We start from the raw sequence: 15,959 nt of genomic DNA, 5'->3' as shown, positions 1-15,959 counted from the left end.
TTCATAACTGTTTTTTGACTGCTTAAAATTAATATTTTGTCTAATTTTAAGCTGTCCAATTTGCGGGGAAGGCTACATTACCAATAGCGTTGGTGGTAATACCGATGGTAATCTCACCAGAGGGCGTAACGCCGAAATAAAAGGGAATGCCATTAAAATCGACGGGGACCATGAAGATGTAGGTTTCTACTTTACCAAAACCGACACCAATGAATCTGTTAAAATTAGCGGTGAGTATATCGTGGTTAATGAGCCTTCTCGTCTTATTATTCTGGTCCCTGATACTCTCGAACCCGGTGAATATGAGGTGTCCGTCACTACGCAATACGGATATGGTGGAAAATTATTACGAAATCCGCGGAGTGCGATTCTCCCAATTTTGGTTTTAATTAGCTAATGATTTATATGCAGCGGAAAAGGGCTGTCACTTATGTGACAGCCCTTTTTGCTATAGGAAATAACTGGTTGTTGTCGTTTGTCCGCACCCGACTCAGTTTTTTGTCCGCAATCGAGACAGTCGTTTGCCCGCAGTCGAGACAGTTGTTTGTCCGCGACTGATATAATTGTTTGACGGATGAGGAAATTAAGGTGATAATTGGTTTGTGGTTGGAAAGCAGGATTTAGTTGTTTATCCCGAAAAATCCATTAGAACTTCGTCATGAGATTTCCTTCAGGCTGGTATTTGTTTTTCTTTCTTAAAAGAACTATTACCCAAAAGTTGTTATATCTAAATTGTTTTCCGTCAGGTTGTATGAAGCTTGTTTCGGATCCGAAAAGAAATTGAGTTTGTGTCATCGTATGGGTTATTTTTTGTTGAATATATTATTTGATACGAGAATGGTAAGGATGCACTATATAATTTAAAATTCTAATTAATGAACATTTTGGAAAATAATAAAATGGTGCTTTTTGATGAAGTTTCGAATTCGTACTGATATAAAAGGAAATTTTAATAAGTATAACAATAAAGCCTTTGAAAAGTTAGGAAATAAAAGTAATGTCTGCTATATTTGTAATTGATCATGAAACAAAAAACTTCTCTGGGTTACTAATTGAACTTTCTGAAGAGCTTAATCGGCTTATAATTCTATAAAGATTTTATTTTGATTCACTGTGTGTCGAAGATGATGCTATTTACTTGTTACGTTAATAATAAGTGAACAGTAATTCTAATTATATGTCCTATTAATAAATTTTAAACCTAATTTCTATGAAGAAAGTACTATTCGCGCTTTCGTTCCTCATGGTATTTGGTGGGTGGGTTGCAATGGCTCAAACACAAACCATAAGGGGAACAGTAACAGACAGTGAGACCGGCGATCCCGTTCCCGGGGTGTCGGTATTTGTGAAGGGAACTACCCTTGGAACTGTGACTTTGGGTGACGGTTCCTATATGTTGAATGTTCCGAATGATGCCGAAACGATGGTTTTTTCGTTCATTGGCATGAAGACGCAGGAAATTGCCATTGCTGGACAAGCAACCATTGATGTTGTTATGGAGCCGGAATTTATCGCGATGGATGAAGTGGTGGTTACCGCTTTGGGAATATCCCGATCGAAAAAATCGTTGGGATATGCTGCTCAGAAAGTGGATGCAGAGGAATTGACAGCAGCCAACAACTCGAGTCCTATTTCTGCATTGGCAGGTAAAGTGGCCGGTGTTCAGATTTCGGGTAGTAACTTTGCCGGATCGCAAAATGTGTTGATTCGTGGTGCCAGCTCTTTAACAGGGAATAACCAGCCTTTGTATGTAATAGACGGTGTGCCGCTGGATAACCAAAACTTTAATACTACCGATACCCAGGATGGCGGTGGCGGTATAGATTATGGCTCGATGGCGAACGACCTGAACAGCTATGATATCGAAAGCGTCAATATATTAAAAGGAAGTGCTGCTTCTGCCCTTTATGGTAGCCGTGGACAGAATGGGGTGATTATGATTACCACCAAATCGGGGAAAAAAGGGAAAAAAGATTTTAGAATAGAGGTAAATACCGGCGTTACTTTTGAAGAAGTGTCGGTTTTGCCCAAGCTTCAGGATAAATATGGTGGAGGTTCTGTCTATGATAGTGATACCGATGTCTATGATAATGATAGTTTTGGAACGGTAACCATCGACGGCACCACCTATGACGTTGTCGATTATTCAACCGATGAAAGCTGGGGGCCCCGGTTTGATAGTAACCGTCAGGTTTTGCACTGGTGGGGTCTCTACGATTATGAACAAGGCATTACTTCCAAACCTCAAACCGGACCTTGGGCAGCCTCTGCTCATGATGTGGAGGACTTTTTTGAAACCGGAGTGGCCTATCAGAATTCTGTTTCAGTAATCACCAGCAATGAAAATTCGGCCCTTCGCGTAGGTTACACCAACGTTAGCAGAACCGGTACTATGCCTAACTCTAAGCAGAATAAACATACCTTTAATATTAACGGTACGTCTAGCTTCTTCGAAGACCTGATAGATGTTAACGCCACTATGACCTATGTGGATACTTATACCAAAGGAAGACCCACCTTTGGGTATGCTGACAATTCTGTTTTCCAGAAGTTTTTCCAATGGGGTCAACGTCAGTTGGATATGGAAAAATTAAAAAATTATAAAAATCCCGACGGCACCCAACGCACCTGGAACCGGGTATCGGCAAGCAATTCCAATCCATTGTATTCGGATAACCCATATTGGATTGCTAATGAAAATTATTCCGATGACGATCGGAAGAGAATTTTTGGGACTACCGGGGTAACCATTAATCTGACCGATGATTTGAATGTGGAAGGGAATGTTTATTTGGACACTTATACATTCAACACCCGGGAAAGAACAGCCCCCGGATCTCAAGCGTTATCCTCATATAAAACCAGTACCCATCAGTTTATTGAAACCAATTATGAAGGAAAAATAAACTATAATAAAAGCATTGGAGATTTTAGTCTCATGGGTTCATTCGGGGCAAACCGTCGCGTGTCAGAATATAACAAGATTAATGCTGAAACAGATGGTGGTCTGGCCATTGGAGGCTTGTGGAATATCAACAATTCCAATAACATGCCGGTGGTTGAATCCTATAAGGAAGAACGCGAAGTTAACAGCTGGTTTGCCGTGGCTAGTGTGGGATTTAAGAATATGGCCTATGTGGATATTACCGCCAGAAAAGATTTTGATTCTACCTTGCCCAATGGGAATAACAGCTATTTTTATCCTGCTGCATCATTCAGTTTTATTCCTTCCGAATTAGTGGATCTGCCCTGGATGAATTTTTCCAAGGTGCGATTTAATATATCTCGTACCGGGAATGGAACTGAGCCCTATCGGGTGAATCAAACCTATCTTGTAGGAGATGCGTTTAATAATACGCGTCAATTCTCCAATAATGAAAGATTGAACTATCCTAATCTGAAGCCGGAATCTACAACAGAAATCGAATTGGGACTGGAAGGTTCGTTCCTCAATAATCGTGCAGGATTTGACGTTAGCTGGTATAAGAGAAACACTACGGATCAAATTGTTCCCATCGAAATCAGTGGTTCCACCGGTTATACTTCCAAAGTCATTAATGCGGGAGAAATTGAAAATAAAGGAATCGAACTTTTGGTGTATGGTACACCTGTTAAAATCGGGGATTTCCAATGGGACCTCAGCGTGAATTTTGCTACCAACGACAGTAAGGTGCTGTATTTGCCGGAAGGGTTGGATAAAATTCAGCTTGCCGCAGCCCCCTTTGGCGGTGCCTACCTAAATGCATCGGTAGGTGATCCTTATCAAATGTTGTGGGGATATGATTATGTGTATGACGATGATGGTAATAAGGTTATTGATCCCAAAACCGGATTTTACAAGCCTTCAGAACTAAAAGCCATTGGTTCGGTTTTGCCCGATTATAATATGGGTATTCGGAATGCCTTTAGATTTAAAAGGTTTGATGTCAGTGTGTTGTTGGATATTCAACAAGGTGGAACTTATTACTCTCTTTCTCACATGTGGGGAATGTATTCTGGAATGTTGGAAGCAACTGCTACCCCCACCTCTAACGGCAACACCATACGTGAAGACGGTATCATCGTTCCCGGGGTGTTACCGACGGGCGAGCCCAACAATATTAGAATTGCCGGAACTAAGTATGGCGCATATTTTTATCATGGAAACGGAACACCGAGTGTTACCAGTTTCTTCGATGCCTCCTATGTGAAACTTCGTGAGGTAACCCTGGGTTATAATTTGCCTAAACTGGCCAGCTTTATACAAAAAGCCAGGGTGTCTCTGTACGGACAAAACCTGTTTGTGTGGGGACTGGATCAGGATGGTGTTGATCCAGAGTCGACCGTTGGAGGTTCAGGAAATATTCAGGGGATTGAAGGGGGTTTGATCCCTGCAACCCGTTCATATGGTATAAATCTTCAGATTACATTTTAACCGTTAAAGAAAGTATATTATGAGAATAACAAAATATATAGCCTGCTTAGTGTTGGGAGCTATTTTTTTCACTTCTTGTGAAGTCGATTATATTGAGAATCCCAATGAGCCGGGTGTTCCGCCTACTTCCGGCCTAATGTCCAGGGTACAAAAACAGTTGATGAATGATACCCGTGATGAATGGTTTTCAGGACGTATGGCTCTGTTATGGGTCCAGTACTGGAACCAGGTAAACTATACCGAGGAAGATCGTTTCCTTTACCGTGAAACAGTTAATAAAAGCGGATGGGATGATCTTTATGCCAATGCTCGTGATCTGAAATCCATTATTGATATTAATACCGATCCGGAATTGAAGATAGATGCCGCATTGGATGCCCCCAATGAGAACCAGATTGCCGCTGCCAGAATTATGCTTGCTTACATTTTTCAACTGGCCACCGATATTTGGGGTGATATTCCTTACTATTCTTACGGTACAAACAATCAGGATTTTGATGCACTTTATGGTGATGAGGGGGTATTGACGCCCCAATATGCCCGTCAGAAAGATATTTATGTTGATCTTTTGAAAGAATTGGATGAGGCTCAGGCAATGATAATTGAAGATGCCAATATGATAAATGGTGATAATATCTATAATGGCGATGCTACCAAGTGGAAAAAATTTGCCAACTCTCTGCGGTTAAGGATAGCCAACCGCATAAAAGATGTAGAACCCGATCTGGCAGCCGAGCATATTGCCGATGCATTGGCGCAGGGAGTCTTCGAATCCAATGAAGATAATGCCGTGATTTACTTTGAGAATTCAGCCTTGAATGGTGCGCCGATGTACCGTGCTTTCTATGTGGAAAACCGTACCGACTTTTCGCCTTCCTATTCTTTTGTTGAGTTGTTGAAAGGTAATCGCGGTCCTTTTGGCATGGAAGATCCGCGTCTGCCCATATATGTTGCACCCAATGGAGATGGTTTTTACTACGGGGTTCCGATGGCCAACTCAAACGATAAGGTTAGGGAATATAAGCATGAATCACTACCCGGCGATGTTGTGCTATCTCCTACGTACGGGGAAGTGTATATGGAATATTCCGAAGTATGCTTTATCCTCAGCGAACTTAACGGTTGGGACCAAACTTTGTATGAAGAGGGTGTTAGGGCCTCCATGAGTAAGTGGGATGTGGAAAGTTTAGATATTGAGGATTATGTGAATGCTTTGCCACCGGCATCGGAAGAGACGGTTATGACACAAAAATACATTGCCTTGTATATGCAGCCTTATGAGGCCTGGTCAGAGATTCGTCGTACAGGATATCCCACTACGCTTATTAAACCTGGTGAAACTTATACCGTTACCACCGAATATTATAACGATGAAGAGGTGTTGGATGTTATGGAACAAACATTTACTTTCGAGCCTATTGTGGATCTGGATGTTGATGTTCCCACGAGGGTGAAATATCTGCTTAACGAAGCCAGCGTTAACAGTGTTAACCTTGAAGATGCCATTGTTAATATGGGTGGTGACGAAATGGATACGCCTCTCTGGTGGATGGAATAAATATTTATTGAAAAACTATTACTTCCCGTAATAGTTTCTGGGGGGTAGTGCTTTGATGCGCTGCCCCTTTTTTTGTAGAGGGGAAAGACCCAGAATATGGAACAAAGAGTATTATTTAGCACATCAACTTATTTTTTTTTCATCAATTTGATAAGTATCTGGCTTCAATTTCCGTCTTCCGCGTCCAAATTTCCCCTTAAAATATACCCAGCAAATGAATCAAAACTTATTTAGAGAAACTCAAAATCATCAGCATCTTTCCATGCAGGGAATTTTTGTCTGAATCGATTCAGCTCTTCGAGGTTAATATCTGCATATATTATGGATGGATTAATGTCTGCTGCGTAGCTAACTGATTCTCCTTTTGGTGAGTAGACCACCGAGCCACCGGCATAGCCTACCTGCGGATCTGTCCCGGTACGGTTAACGCCTGCTACATAGCATTGATTTTCAATGGCACGGGCCTTGAGAAGTGTTGTCCATACATCCTGACGGGATGCAGGCCAGTTGGCCACATAGATTAACATGTCGAAATCATTACGGTTGCGACTCCACACCGGGAATCGTAAATCGTAGCAAATTTGGGGAGAAATTCTCCAATTTTCAAAGTCAAATACTTTTCTTTCATTGCCGGCAGTGTAGTGGTGTTGTTCTTCGCCCATCCTGAAAAGATGTCTTTTGTCGTAATGGTGGAGTTCTCCACCGGGTATCGCGAAATAAAAACGGTTATAATAATTGTTATGAATGTGGGCAACAGAACTTCCACCAATGGCCATTGATTGCTTGATTGCCATCTCTTTAAACCATAAGGGTACCTTTTGAAGATTATTATCCTGTAGTTGCTCCGGTTGCATCGTAAATCCGGTTGAAAACATTTCAGGGAGCAATACCATTTTGCAATCTGGAGCGACTGATTCTATCAGATTTTGGAAATGTTTCAGATTTCTGTCAATGTCGCACCAGTACAACGATGTCTCTATCAGGGCTATTTTCATTCGTATAAAATTTATATAACTCATTGGTGTAATGGAGCTTGCATGGCTTTAGTTTATACATATTCTTATTGTGGAAAGTCTTCTTGCCATGCTCGTTTCATTGATATAGATTTTTTTAATGTTAGTGGTTAGGCTATTAGCAAATCAAATACTAGATGTTTAGATTATTAGATACAAGATATAAGATTAATGTTTAACAGTAACAATAACTTGATATTAGCACTTTAGAATATCAATCCCTTCAATCCCTTCAATCCCTTCAATCTCAACGCCTAACAACCTATTGGCCTATCAACCTATTGGCCTATCGACCTATCAACCTATCGGCCTATTGACCTAATAGCCTATTAGCCTTTCCATCCTGTGCACTTCTGCCTAAATTTTTTATACATATTCTTGTTGTGACCAACATTCCTGGTCAAGCTCGTTTCATGGTTGAACTATTTTTTCCAGCCAATTTTCAAGACATTTTCTGATATCACTGTTTTTCTTTCCGTGATGATTGACCATCACACAAAAAACCAGCGGATGTTCATTGTTACGAAAGATATATCCGGCATATCCCAACACATCTTTCATGGAACCACTTTTGCCATAAATAATTCCCTTTAAAGGAGCCTGCTTTCCGAAGTGTTTTAAGGTTCCTGATTCACCACTAATAGCCAGGGAGTTTTTAAAAGTCTCAAAAAGTAAACTATCCTGATAAATAGTTGTGAGCATTTCGACCAGAAAAGCTGGTGACAATGTACTTTGAGGGGCGAGACCACTGCCGTCTTTAATGTTGAGACAGAACTGTTCATCTTTGCGTTGCCAGTAGTGTTTAATTTGTTGAAGGCCTGAATCCCATTCCGATATGTTTTGAGATGCCCTTTTTTTCCCGAGAGCAATCAACAAATGATCAGCGGCCAGATTAAGACTATGTTGATTGAGCTCTTTTATAATTTCTGATAATGGTGGGGACTCTATTTCACCAGCCAATTGAATATTGGTAGTTATGTTTGTTGATGTGATCTTTTCGATGGGTATATTCCCGTTTTTATCCATGATTGCACCTACTTCCGAAGCAAAGGTCAAACCGGGCTCCGGCAATGCTCCTTTTATGACGAAGTGATTTCGTCCGGCCGGTATTGATCCTCTGATTTCCCACATGTCAAGACCGGGAAGACCATAAATATAGGCGCTGTCACGGTTGTGTTTTGCAGATATTACGCGGCAGTTAAAGGTTATATTATCTGGCTGTGGAAAAACGGATACAACGCGACATTTGGCTCCTATTTGGGGGGGAGATTTCAATACTACGGTCAACGAGTTGTCTCTCCAGGTTAATGCAGCCGGGGGAGCACCGTAATAGTTACCCATATCTTCCCACAGTCTGCGCGAGGGATAACGTGAACCTTGTAAATAATTTTCATCAACGAATATCTGTCCGTTGATTTTTTTTATACACTTTTTTTCCAAAATATTTTTGACCCGTAAGAGGACCGAATCGGGATGTTGATTGGGAAAATACCGTGAACCCAAAGTGGGATCACCTCCGCCTTCAATAATCAGATCGCCGTACAACGTGCCATTGTGGATGGATCCTGTGAACCATAGTCTGGTGGCGAACTTGAAATCTTTGCCAAGAAGATCCAGCGCCGTGGCGGTTGTCACCAGTTTCATAAGGCTTGCCGTTAGCCTGTTTTTTTTAGGCTGATGAGCGGCTACCACTTCTCCTGTGCAAAGGTCCTTTACCAGAGCTGAAACGGAAGCATAATCAGGGAGTCCTTCGGGTTTTTGGGCCTGGGAAGGAAGGAATACTAGAGAGAACAATATAAACAGTGTGTGGGACAGAGAATATCCTTTATTCTTCAATACCATATTGGTTATCAATTTTTTTCTTCTCCTGGATGCGTTGTGCAAGAAGAATATAATAAGATTTGCAGGCATCTTTTTCTGCTTGTGTTACGGAAAGATTACCCATGGGGGCATATTCTTCCATACTATTCCAAGCCCATGCTGCTGCTTCACGAAAATCGCCAGTCATTTCTTTGCTAAGGGCCAGATTAAAAGCCGCTCTGGCCTTTTGCTTGGGTGATCCGTTTAGATAAACGTAATACCATATTCGACCGGCTTCTTCCCACTGATTGTTGGCAACCAATTCAGAAGCTTTGTAAAATAAGGGGTGTCCCTTAATGTAAATGAGCCTTGACTGTGATTCCCATGAGGGAGCTACGTAATCCGAATATTTAGCACCTGCATGTTGTGCCGCCATTTTTAATGCCTCCCGAATGGGTGGCAGCTCTGCCGCGGAACCGGTGATTGAGTAGCCTATACCATCCCAGAAAATAGTATCTTTTTGGACATGGACATCCAGCGTCTTTCCGGTTAAACGATTGTAAATTTTCCATCTGGTACGACTACGGGCATCCAAGGTGGAATAATAAATATCAGGAGCTTCAGAAACCTGAAGGGTCGTACCATAATCGAAATAGTCAAGAGCAATTAATCCCTGAGCATTATAACGATCACATATTGAGTCTAAGGTTTCGGTCGATAAAGAAGGAGATAGGGAATAAGTGGAAACCGGATCTAGTTTTTGGGGATAAACATGTACCGAATCAAAAAACTGTTTGCTTTTTAATACTTCCGCCATACTTTCAATGGCTAACTTACCAAAATCCTTCAGAAGGATGGTGTCTACCACATATTTTTTACCGGGTAAAATGATTTTGTGGATACCACTATCGATTTTGGTAAATGGAGGTGCATGATCTACCACCACTACCGATGCAATATCAACGGGGATTTCCACTCCGGCCGGTTTCTGTACGTCTAAACCAATGGTTGTGTAAGATACGCAGCCTGATAGAATAAGTATGAGTGCAAAACAACTCCAATTTTTAATTCGGTACATGAAGCACAATTTAGTTTAGAGGGCGTTTTTTAGGATCGCTACCACGTCCTTGGCCATAAGCTTTTTAAAACTTCCAATGGGCCCAAAAACGCAGGCTTTTTCTCCCATAGCCTCAAAATGATCATCAGGAATATTAACCTCCGAAAGGGTGGCAGGCATACCCAGAGAAGAAAAAAATCTTCGAACGGAATCGATGCCTTTTTCGGCGGCCGACTGGTCGTCAGGGTCTTCTATATTCCACACATTTCGTGCCATTTGTGCAAATTTGGGTGCGGTTTTTTCGCTCAAAACATATTTCATCCAAACTGGATGGATAATCGCGAGTCCTGCCCCATGGGTAAGATCATAAATGGCGCTAACTTCATGTTCAATGCCGTGCGTTGCCCAGTCGCCCATTAGCTTCCCTGTTACCGTCAGACCATTAAGCGCCAGACTACCGGCCCATAGCAGGTTGGCTCGCGCCTCATAGTTTTCAGGTTCTTCAAGAGCTATAGGGCCATACTTGATACAGGTTTTTAATATGGCTTCGGCAATGGCATCCTGAACAAAGGTGCCGTCGGAGGGAGCAAAATAATTTTCAAAAATATGACTCATCATATCCACCGTTCCTGCGGCCGTATGGTAACGGTTTACGCTATATGTATAGACCGGATCGAGGATGGAAAATTTCGGTCGCAATAAATCGCTGCCCATGCCTCTCTTTTCCTGTGTTTCTTCATTGGTGATAACGGCATTGCCGTTCATCTCGGATCCTGTGGCGGCAAGGGTAAGAATGGTGCCGATGGGTAATGGATTATCAACCTTTGCCTTGCGCATCATAAAGTCCCATGGATCTCCTTGATAGTTGACGCCTGCAGCAATGGCTTTGGATGCATCAATTACACTGCCACCCCCGATGGGTAATATGAAATCGAGGTGGTGCTCCCGACACAGCCGAATACCCTCTTTAACCGATGTTAGCCTAGGATTGGGTTGAACTCCGCTAAGCTCTACGTAATGTAAATTGTAACGTTGGAGTTGTTCTATCACCTGATCATACAACCCGATTTTCTTTACGGAACCTCCTCCGTAAACCAATAAGACCCTTGAGCCGTATTGTTTGATTTCAGGGCCTAATTCAACGACTTTATTCTTTCCGAATAAAATCTTTGTTGGAGTGTGAAAATTAAAATTTTTCATCCGTATAAAATTAGATTAATTCATTGGTCTGATGGAACTCGCATGACCATCAGTTTATACATGTTCTTGTTGTGACAACTCTACGTTGTCATGCTCATTTCATTGGTTGCTAAAATGGTTTGTAGGGATGGTTCACTATATTAAAACAATAAAAGGCGCCTTCTGTTGAAAGCACCTTCTAATATAGTAAATTATAGCCAATATCAAGTATTCATACCACCACAAACATGGATGACCTGACCGGTAACATAGGATGAGAGGTCAGAGGCCAGGAATACGCAAGTGTTAGCCACGTCTTCAGGAGTTCCTCCCCGACGCAAAGGTATTTTGCTTTCCCACTCTTTTTTAACGTCATCGGGTAAAGCACCGGTCATTTCGGTGATGATGAAACCAGGCGCTATGGCATTACTGCGGATACCGCGAGAACCCAATTCCTTGGCAATCGATTTGGTAAACCCGATCAATCCTGCCTTGGAAGCGCTGTAGTTAGCCTGACCGGCATTCCCGCTTACCCCAACCACCGAGCTCATATTAATGATCGAACCGGAGCGTTGTTTCAGCATGGTTTTTTGAACGGCTTTGGTGAAATTAAAGGCGGATTTCAGGTTCACATTAATAACAGCATCCCATTGTTCTTCGGTCATACGCATTAATAATGTGTCTTTGGTAATTCCGGCATTGTTCACCAAAATATCTATTTGCCCAAAATCTTTGACAATTTCTTCAACCACGGTTTGGGTTTCCTCAAAATTGGCAGCGTTGGAGGCATAAGCTTTTACTTTGACGCCTAATCCGGCAATTTCTTGTTCGGTAGCTTTGGCTGCATCGTTATAGACAAGATCGGTAAAAGCAATATTGCATCCTTCTTTAGCGAATCGTAAAGCAATAGCTTTACCAATTCCCCGGGCTGCGCCGGTAACAATTGCAGTTTTTCCTTCTAATAACTTCATTATTATTTCTTTTTAAATTCCAAAATTATTGTTCAATATTATTTTTGGATGGGTAAAGATGTTAAAAGTTTTATAAATAGAAACTCACAAATAGAAAAAAATTGTTGTGAGCTTTACTTTAAATCGTGACTAATCCTGTGTTGCAGGTAAAAAGAATGTCAACTTTTATTCTGCTGGAAAAGTCGTTCATTTAAACGCTTCATGGTCTCTGAAGCGCCGCCTTTGAGATGAAAATCAGTAATCTGACTGGTGAAATTTGAGGCTTCGGGATTGATTTCAATAATGGTTGCCCCACCTCGTTTGGCTTCCATGGGGATCATAGCAGCCGGCATCACTTCTCCGAGACTACCAATCACGATGCAAACATCTGCTTTACGCGCTGCTTCAAGGCTTGCAGTGTAAGCATCGGATGGAATGGCTTCTCCAAAAAAGACGAAATCGGGCTTTACTAATCCTCCACATTTGGGGCAGGTAACAGGAAGTTCTTCAAAATTTGCCTGGCTGGCCGGAAATCGATGGGTACATTTGGTGCAAACCATTTTTTGTGCATTCCCATGAAACTCATATACGTTTTTACTCCCTCCGGCCTGATGCAGATTATCAATGTTCTGCGTTACCACACACTTTAGAAAACCTTTGTGTTCCCATTCACCCAGTATGGTGTGTGCCGGATTGGGTTTTGCCGTTCCAAAAAAATCATAGAAAATTTCTCTGATGACTTTCCAAGATTCAAGAGGGTGGGCATAAAAATAATCCAAATCCAATACCTGAGGGTCGTATTTGGACCATATTCCGTTTTTCCCGCGAAAAGGCGGGACGCCACTCTCTACTGAAATTCCAGCACCTGTAAATGCAAATGTGTACTTAGAATGGCGTAGGCTTTCTACCGATTTTTCAATAAGATCGTCTTCCATTATTATATCGTTTATTTAACTTGCTGGTCTAATGGAATTTAAAAAATAGTTATTAGTCAACAGTGATTAGTGGTTGGTCATTAGTGATTAGTCATCAGTCGTTAGTGGTTAATAGTTAGTCTGTTTCGCACATCAATCTCATCAACCTCTTTGATTTTCTCAATATCATTGTTTAACAACCCAATAACCCAATAACCTATTAACCTAATGGTCTATAGGCCTATCGACCTATTGGCCTATTGACCTATTGACCTATCCAATATGTTTTGTCAAAATTACAAATTAGTCGACAAAAGACCTATTGAAAGCCTCCCTTTAACTACCTTCAGATAGGATACAACTCATTTTGCGAAAAGGAACTTCCATCCATTTTGATAGTTCTGAGTGCTATTCCTGTTTATATCGATTTTCTGAATTCTGATTTTTGATATTCATCTCCAATAAACGTTACTATTTAATGACAGCGGCCATCGTCTGACCGATCAGGGCCGGTGAATCCACCACATGAATGCCACACTCTTTCATCACTTTCATTTTTGCCGCTGCGGTATCTTCCTTGCCTCCGATAATGGCCCCGGCATGTCCCATCCTTCGTCCTTTAGGCGCTGTTTGTCCGGCAATAAAACCGACCACGGGTTTGGAGCCATGTTCTTTAATCCATCTGGCGGCTTCTATTTCCATATCACCACCTATTTCGCCAATAATAACAATTCCTTCCGTGTCTTTGTCATCCATCAATAGTTGAACGGCATCCAGAGTCGTGGTTCCAATTACGGGATCTCCGCCGATGCCGATGCAGGTGCTTTGTCCCAGATTCAGTTTTGTAAGTTGATCGACCGCTTCATAAGTGAGTGTTCCTGAACGGCTGATGACACCAATGTTTCCCGGTTTATGAATGAAGGCCGGCATAATGCCTGCTTTGGCTTTTCCCGGAGAGATGATGCCCGGACAGTTGGGGCCTATCAACCTGCTTTTGCGAGAAGATAAGTAATGCTTCACTTTCACCATATCGGAGACGGGGATTCCTTCCGTGATTGCTACGATCAGCTCAATGCCAGCATCTGCAGCTTCCATAATGGCATCGGCACCAAAACGAGGAGGCACAAAAATAACCGAAGTGTCGGCTCCGGTTGCTGCTACCGCTTCTGAAACAGTGTTAAAAACAGGAAGACCTAAGTGTTGGGTGCCACCTTTTCCCGGGGTTACGCCACCGCATACCATGGTCCCGTAATCTATCATTAATCCGGCATGAAAGGTGCCTTCGCGGCCGGTAAAACCCTGTACCAAAACCTTGGAATTTTGATCAATCAGTACACTCATACATTGCTAATTTGAAAGGTTTGAATTTAATTTAATATAATTCATAATAAACAGTTAACATTCTAACCTGCCAAAGGGTTTAATTTTGTTTTTTTACCTAAAAAAATCAGCTGAAGAAATCGGGGGTGGGAAAGAGGAGATTTTTCTTTCCCCGCACGCTACAAGTATGGGTATATTATTATCTGTAGTTTCAATTCGTTTCTGTTGCTCAACGGTTATTGATGAAGAGAGACGGTCTCATTACATTGCTGTTGGCCAATGGCGAGTATGCTTCAATACCTAATTGCCTTAAATGACCGGGCGGGTAGAAATCGACTCTCATGAGGAGGGTAAAAGGTAAAAATAGGAAGGGGCATCTATATCATTTTCGCGATGGCCCTTACCCAATCATCATTTAAGTTTAAACAGGGTATATGGCGGAAGGTTTCGCCTCCTGCAGCTATAAATGTTTCACGTCCTTCTTGCCGAATCTCTTCCAATGTTTCCAGACAATCACTGACAAAGGCCGGGGTTACTACCAACAAGTTCTTGACTCCTTTTGACGGCAGCAGCGATAACATATCCGCTGTGGCAGGTCCTAGCCATTGGTCATTGCCCAAACGTGATTGAAATGAAATACTGTATTGATTGTCTGATAGGTTCAATTCTTTGGCAACCAGTCGGGTGGTCTCAAAGACCTGATGTCGATAACAGAATTGGTGGGCTTCGGATGATGTCTGACAACAATCCTGAACTTTCAAACAATGGTGTCCTGTTGGGTCACTTTTCAGAATATGTCGTTCGGGAATGCCATGATAACTGAATAAGAGATGATCAAACTGATCCTTCAGAAAGGGGTGGATGGTCCCTGACAATGCTTTGATATATAAAGGATGGTTGTAAAAAGGATCAACAATCTTGAGTCTGAAATTGTAATTACCCTTTTGCCATGTCTCTTTCACATGTTCCACAGCCGTTTCGTAACTACTCATGGCATAGTGGGGGTAAAGCGGAAATAAAACCACTTCTTCTACATTGGGGGTTTCAGCAACAATTTTTTCAAAGGCCTCCCTGGGCGAAGGCGAACCATACCGCATACACATATAGGCGGGAAGCTTGGTTGCATGAGCCACCTTTTCAACCAGCTTTTGGGTCAGGACGATCAAGGGTGAGCCTTCTTCAGTCCATATGCTTTGATATTTTTTTGCACTTCGCGGCGCACGAAATGGGGCAATAATGCCATTGACCAATAGCCAACGGGGGAGGAAAGGAAGATCGATCACCCTTTCGTCCATCAAGAATTCTCGTAAATATTTTCGAACATCTCCGACTTTAAATGAATTGGGTGATCCCAGGTTGGCTAGGAGAAGAGCTTTTTTGGTCATGATTTTTATGTTTTCTGTGGCATCTAAATTAAAAAATTTCCGATCGTTCTTAACTGAATTTGTAAATTGCGAAAAAGCCTTTTGAGAAAAGGAACAACCAATCAACTAAATTTGTTGCTCCAGGCTTTATAAATCGGACATAATAGTCTGCATAACCCCCTCCAGGTCGATCATAAAGGTCTTAATGTTGATCATAAACCCCTCCAGGTCGATCATAAAGGTCTTAATGCTAATCATAAACCCCTCCAGGTCGATCATAAAGGTCTTAATGCTAATCATAAACCCCTCAAGGTCGATCATAAAGGTCTTAATGCTGATCATAAACCCCTCAAGGTCGATCATAAAGGTCTTAATGCTGATCATAAACCC

At 41.9% G+C, this 15,959-nt stretch carries 12 protein-coding genes; 3 read left to right on the top strand and 9 right to left on the bottom strand.

The annotated features are described in order from the left end of the window. The first annotated feature begins 7 nt into the window (after nucleotides 1-7). The 3 genes from ACT29H_RS15860 (at nucleotide 8) to ACT29H_RS15850 (ending at nucleotide 5,972) form a co-directional block, all read left to right on the top strand. Complete coding sequence (locus ACT29H_RS15860) at nucleotides 8-397, top strand: DUF4469 domain-containing protein (protein ID WP_444822636.1); 390 nt, start codon at nucleotides 8-10, stop codon at nucleotides 395-397. Nucleotides 398-1,210: 813 nt separating this feature from the next. Next, nucleotides 1,211-4,414: a SusC/RagA family TonB-linked outer membrane protein gene (locus tag ACT29H_RS15855; protein WP_444822635.1), complete on the top strand. Its 3,204-nt coding sequence runs from the start codon at nucleotides 1,211-1,213 to the stop codon at nucleotides 4,412-4,414. Between the two features lie 19 nt (nucleotides 4,415-4,433). Beyond that, nucleotides 4,434-5,972 (top strand): SusD/RagB family nutrient-binding outer membrane lipoprotein, encoded by a 1,539-nt coding sequence (locus tag ACT29H_RS15850; protein WP_444822634.1) that lies wholly within the window; start codon nucleotides 4,434-4,436, stop codon nucleotides 5,970-5,972. A 230-nt stretch (nucleotides 5,973-6,202) separates the two neighbouring features. On the opposite strand, the gene ACT29H_RS15845 is transcribed toward ACT29H_RS15850, so the two are convergent. The 9 genes from ACT29H_RS15845 to ACT29H_RS15805 form a co-directional block, all read right to left on the bottom strand. Beyond that, on the bottom strand, nucleotides 6,203-6,967 hold the full coding sequence (locus ACT29H_RS15845) for an amidohydrolase (RefSeq protein WP_444822633.1): 765 nt from the start codon (nucleotides 6,965-6,967) through the stop codon (nucleotides 6,203-6,205). Nucleotides 6,968-7,396: 429 nt separating this feature from the next. Beyond that, nucleotides 7,397-8,827, bottom strand: coding sequence for a D-alanyl-D-alanine carboxypeptidase/D-alanyl-D-alanine endopeptidase (gene dacB / locus ACT29H_RS15840; protein WP_444822632.1), 1,431 nt, complete (start codon nucleotides 8,825-8,827; stop codon nucleotides 7,397-7,399). Next, on the bottom strand, nucleotides 8,811-9,863 hold the full coding sequence (locus ACT29H_RS15835; protein WP_444822631.1) for a DUF6340 family protein: 1,053 nt from the start codon (nucleotides 9,861-9,863) through the stop codon (nucleotides 8,811-8,813). The genes dacB and ACT29H_RS15835 overlap by 17 nt, the downstream gene beginning before the upstream one ends. Nucleotides 9,864-9,878: 15 nt before the next feature. After that, the gene (locus ACT29H_RS15830; protein WP_444822630.1) at nucleotides 9,879-11,042 is read right to left on the bottom strand and encodes an iron-containing alcohol dehydrogenase; all 1,164 of its coding nucleotides are present in this window, start codon (nucleotides 11,040-11,042) and stop codon (nucleotides 9,879-9,881) included. Between the two features lie 203 nt (nucleotides 11,043-11,245). Continuing rightward, a complete protein-coding gene (gene fabG, locus ACT29H_RS15825; RefSeq protein ID WP_444822629.1) occupies nucleotides 11,246-11,992 on the bottom strand; it encodes a 3-oxoacyl-[acyl-carrier-protein] reductase in 747 nt (248 codons plus the stop codon). A 158-nt stretch (nucleotides 11,993-12,150) separates the two neighbouring features. Beyond that, a complete protein-coding gene (locus ACT29H_RS15820; RefSeq protein ID WP_444822628.1) occupies nucleotides 12,151-12,906 on the bottom strand; it encodes an SIR2 family NAD-dependent protein deacylase in 756 nt (251 codons plus the stop codon). Between the two features lie 450 nt (nucleotides 12,907-13,356). After that, nucleotides 13,357-14,226 (bottom strand): succinate--CoA ligase subunit alpha, encoded by an 870-nt coding sequence (gene sucD, locus ACT29H_RS15815; protein ID WP_444822627.1) that lies wholly within the window; start codon nucleotides 14,224-14,226, stop codon nucleotides 13,357-13,359. Nucleotides 14,227-14,582: 356 nt separating this feature from the next. Further along, nucleotides 14,583-15,590 carry a ferrochelatase gene (gene hemH / locus ACT29H_RS15810; protein WP_444822626.1) on the bottom strand — a complete coding sequence of 336 codons (1,008 nt, stop codon included), beginning with the start codon at nucleotides 15,588-15,590 and terminating at the stop codon, nucleotides 14,583-14,585. Between the two features lie 126 nt (nucleotides 15,591-15,716). Continuing rightward, nucleotides 15,717-15,959 (bottom strand): hypothetical protein (locus tag ACT29H_RS15805; protein ID WP_444822625.1); only part of this gene is annotated, 243 nt, incomplete at its 5' end.

This window comes from Thermophagus sp. OGC60D27, from assembly GCF_052400625.1.
Taxonomy (GTDB): domain Bacteria; phylum Bacteroidota; class Bacteroidia; order Bacteroidales; family Marinilabiliaceae; genus Thermophagus.
Note: the sequence above shows the minus strand (reverse complement) of the source record. Positions and strands in the feature narration are given on the sequence as shown.

What these genes read in the sequence shown, in the direction of transcription:
- ACT29H_RS15820 (WP_444822628.1), bottom strand. Translation starts at nt 12,906, where the DNA reads ATGGAAGACGATCTTATTGAAAAATCGGTAGAAAGCCTACGCCATTCT.
- ACT29H_RS15845 (WP_444822633.1), bottom strand. Translation starts at nt 6,967, where the DNA reads ATGAAAATAGCCCTGATAGAGACATCGTTGTACTGGTGCGACATTGAC.
- hemH (WP_444822626.1), bottom strand. Translation starts at nt 15,590, where the DNA reads ATGACCAAAAAAGCTCTTCTCCTAGCCAACCTGGGATCACCCAATTCA.
- ACT29H_RS15835 (WP_444822631.1), bottom strand. Translation starts at nt 9,863, where the DNA reads ATGTACCGAATTAAAAATTGGAGTTGTTTTGCACTCATACTTATTCTA.
- ACT29H_RS15850 (WP_444822634.1), top strand. Translation starts at nt 4,434, where the DNA reads ATGAGAATAACAAAATATATAGCCTGCTTAGTGTTGGGAGCTATTTTT.
- ACT29H_RS15855 (WP_444822635.1), top strand. Translation starts at nt 1,211, where the DNA reads ATGAAGAAAGTACTATTCGCGCTTTCGTTCCTCATGGTATTTGGTGGG.
- ACT29H_RS15830 (WP_444822630.1), bottom strand. Translation starts at nt 11,042, where the DNA reads ATGAAAAATTTTAATTTTCACACTCCAACAAAGATTTTATTCGGAAAG.
- fabG (WP_444822629.1), bottom strand. Translation starts at nt 11,992, where the DNA reads ATGAAGTTATTAGAAGGAAAAACTGCAATTGTTACCGGCGCAGCCCGG.
- sucD (WP_444822627.1), bottom strand. Translation starts at nt 14,226, where the DNA reads ATGAGTGTACTGATTGATCAAAATTCCAAGGTTTTGGTACAGGGTTTT.
- dacB (WP_444822632.1), bottom strand. Translation starts at nt 8,827, where the DNA reads ATGGTATTGAAGAATAAAGGATATTCTCTGTCCCACACACTGTTTATA.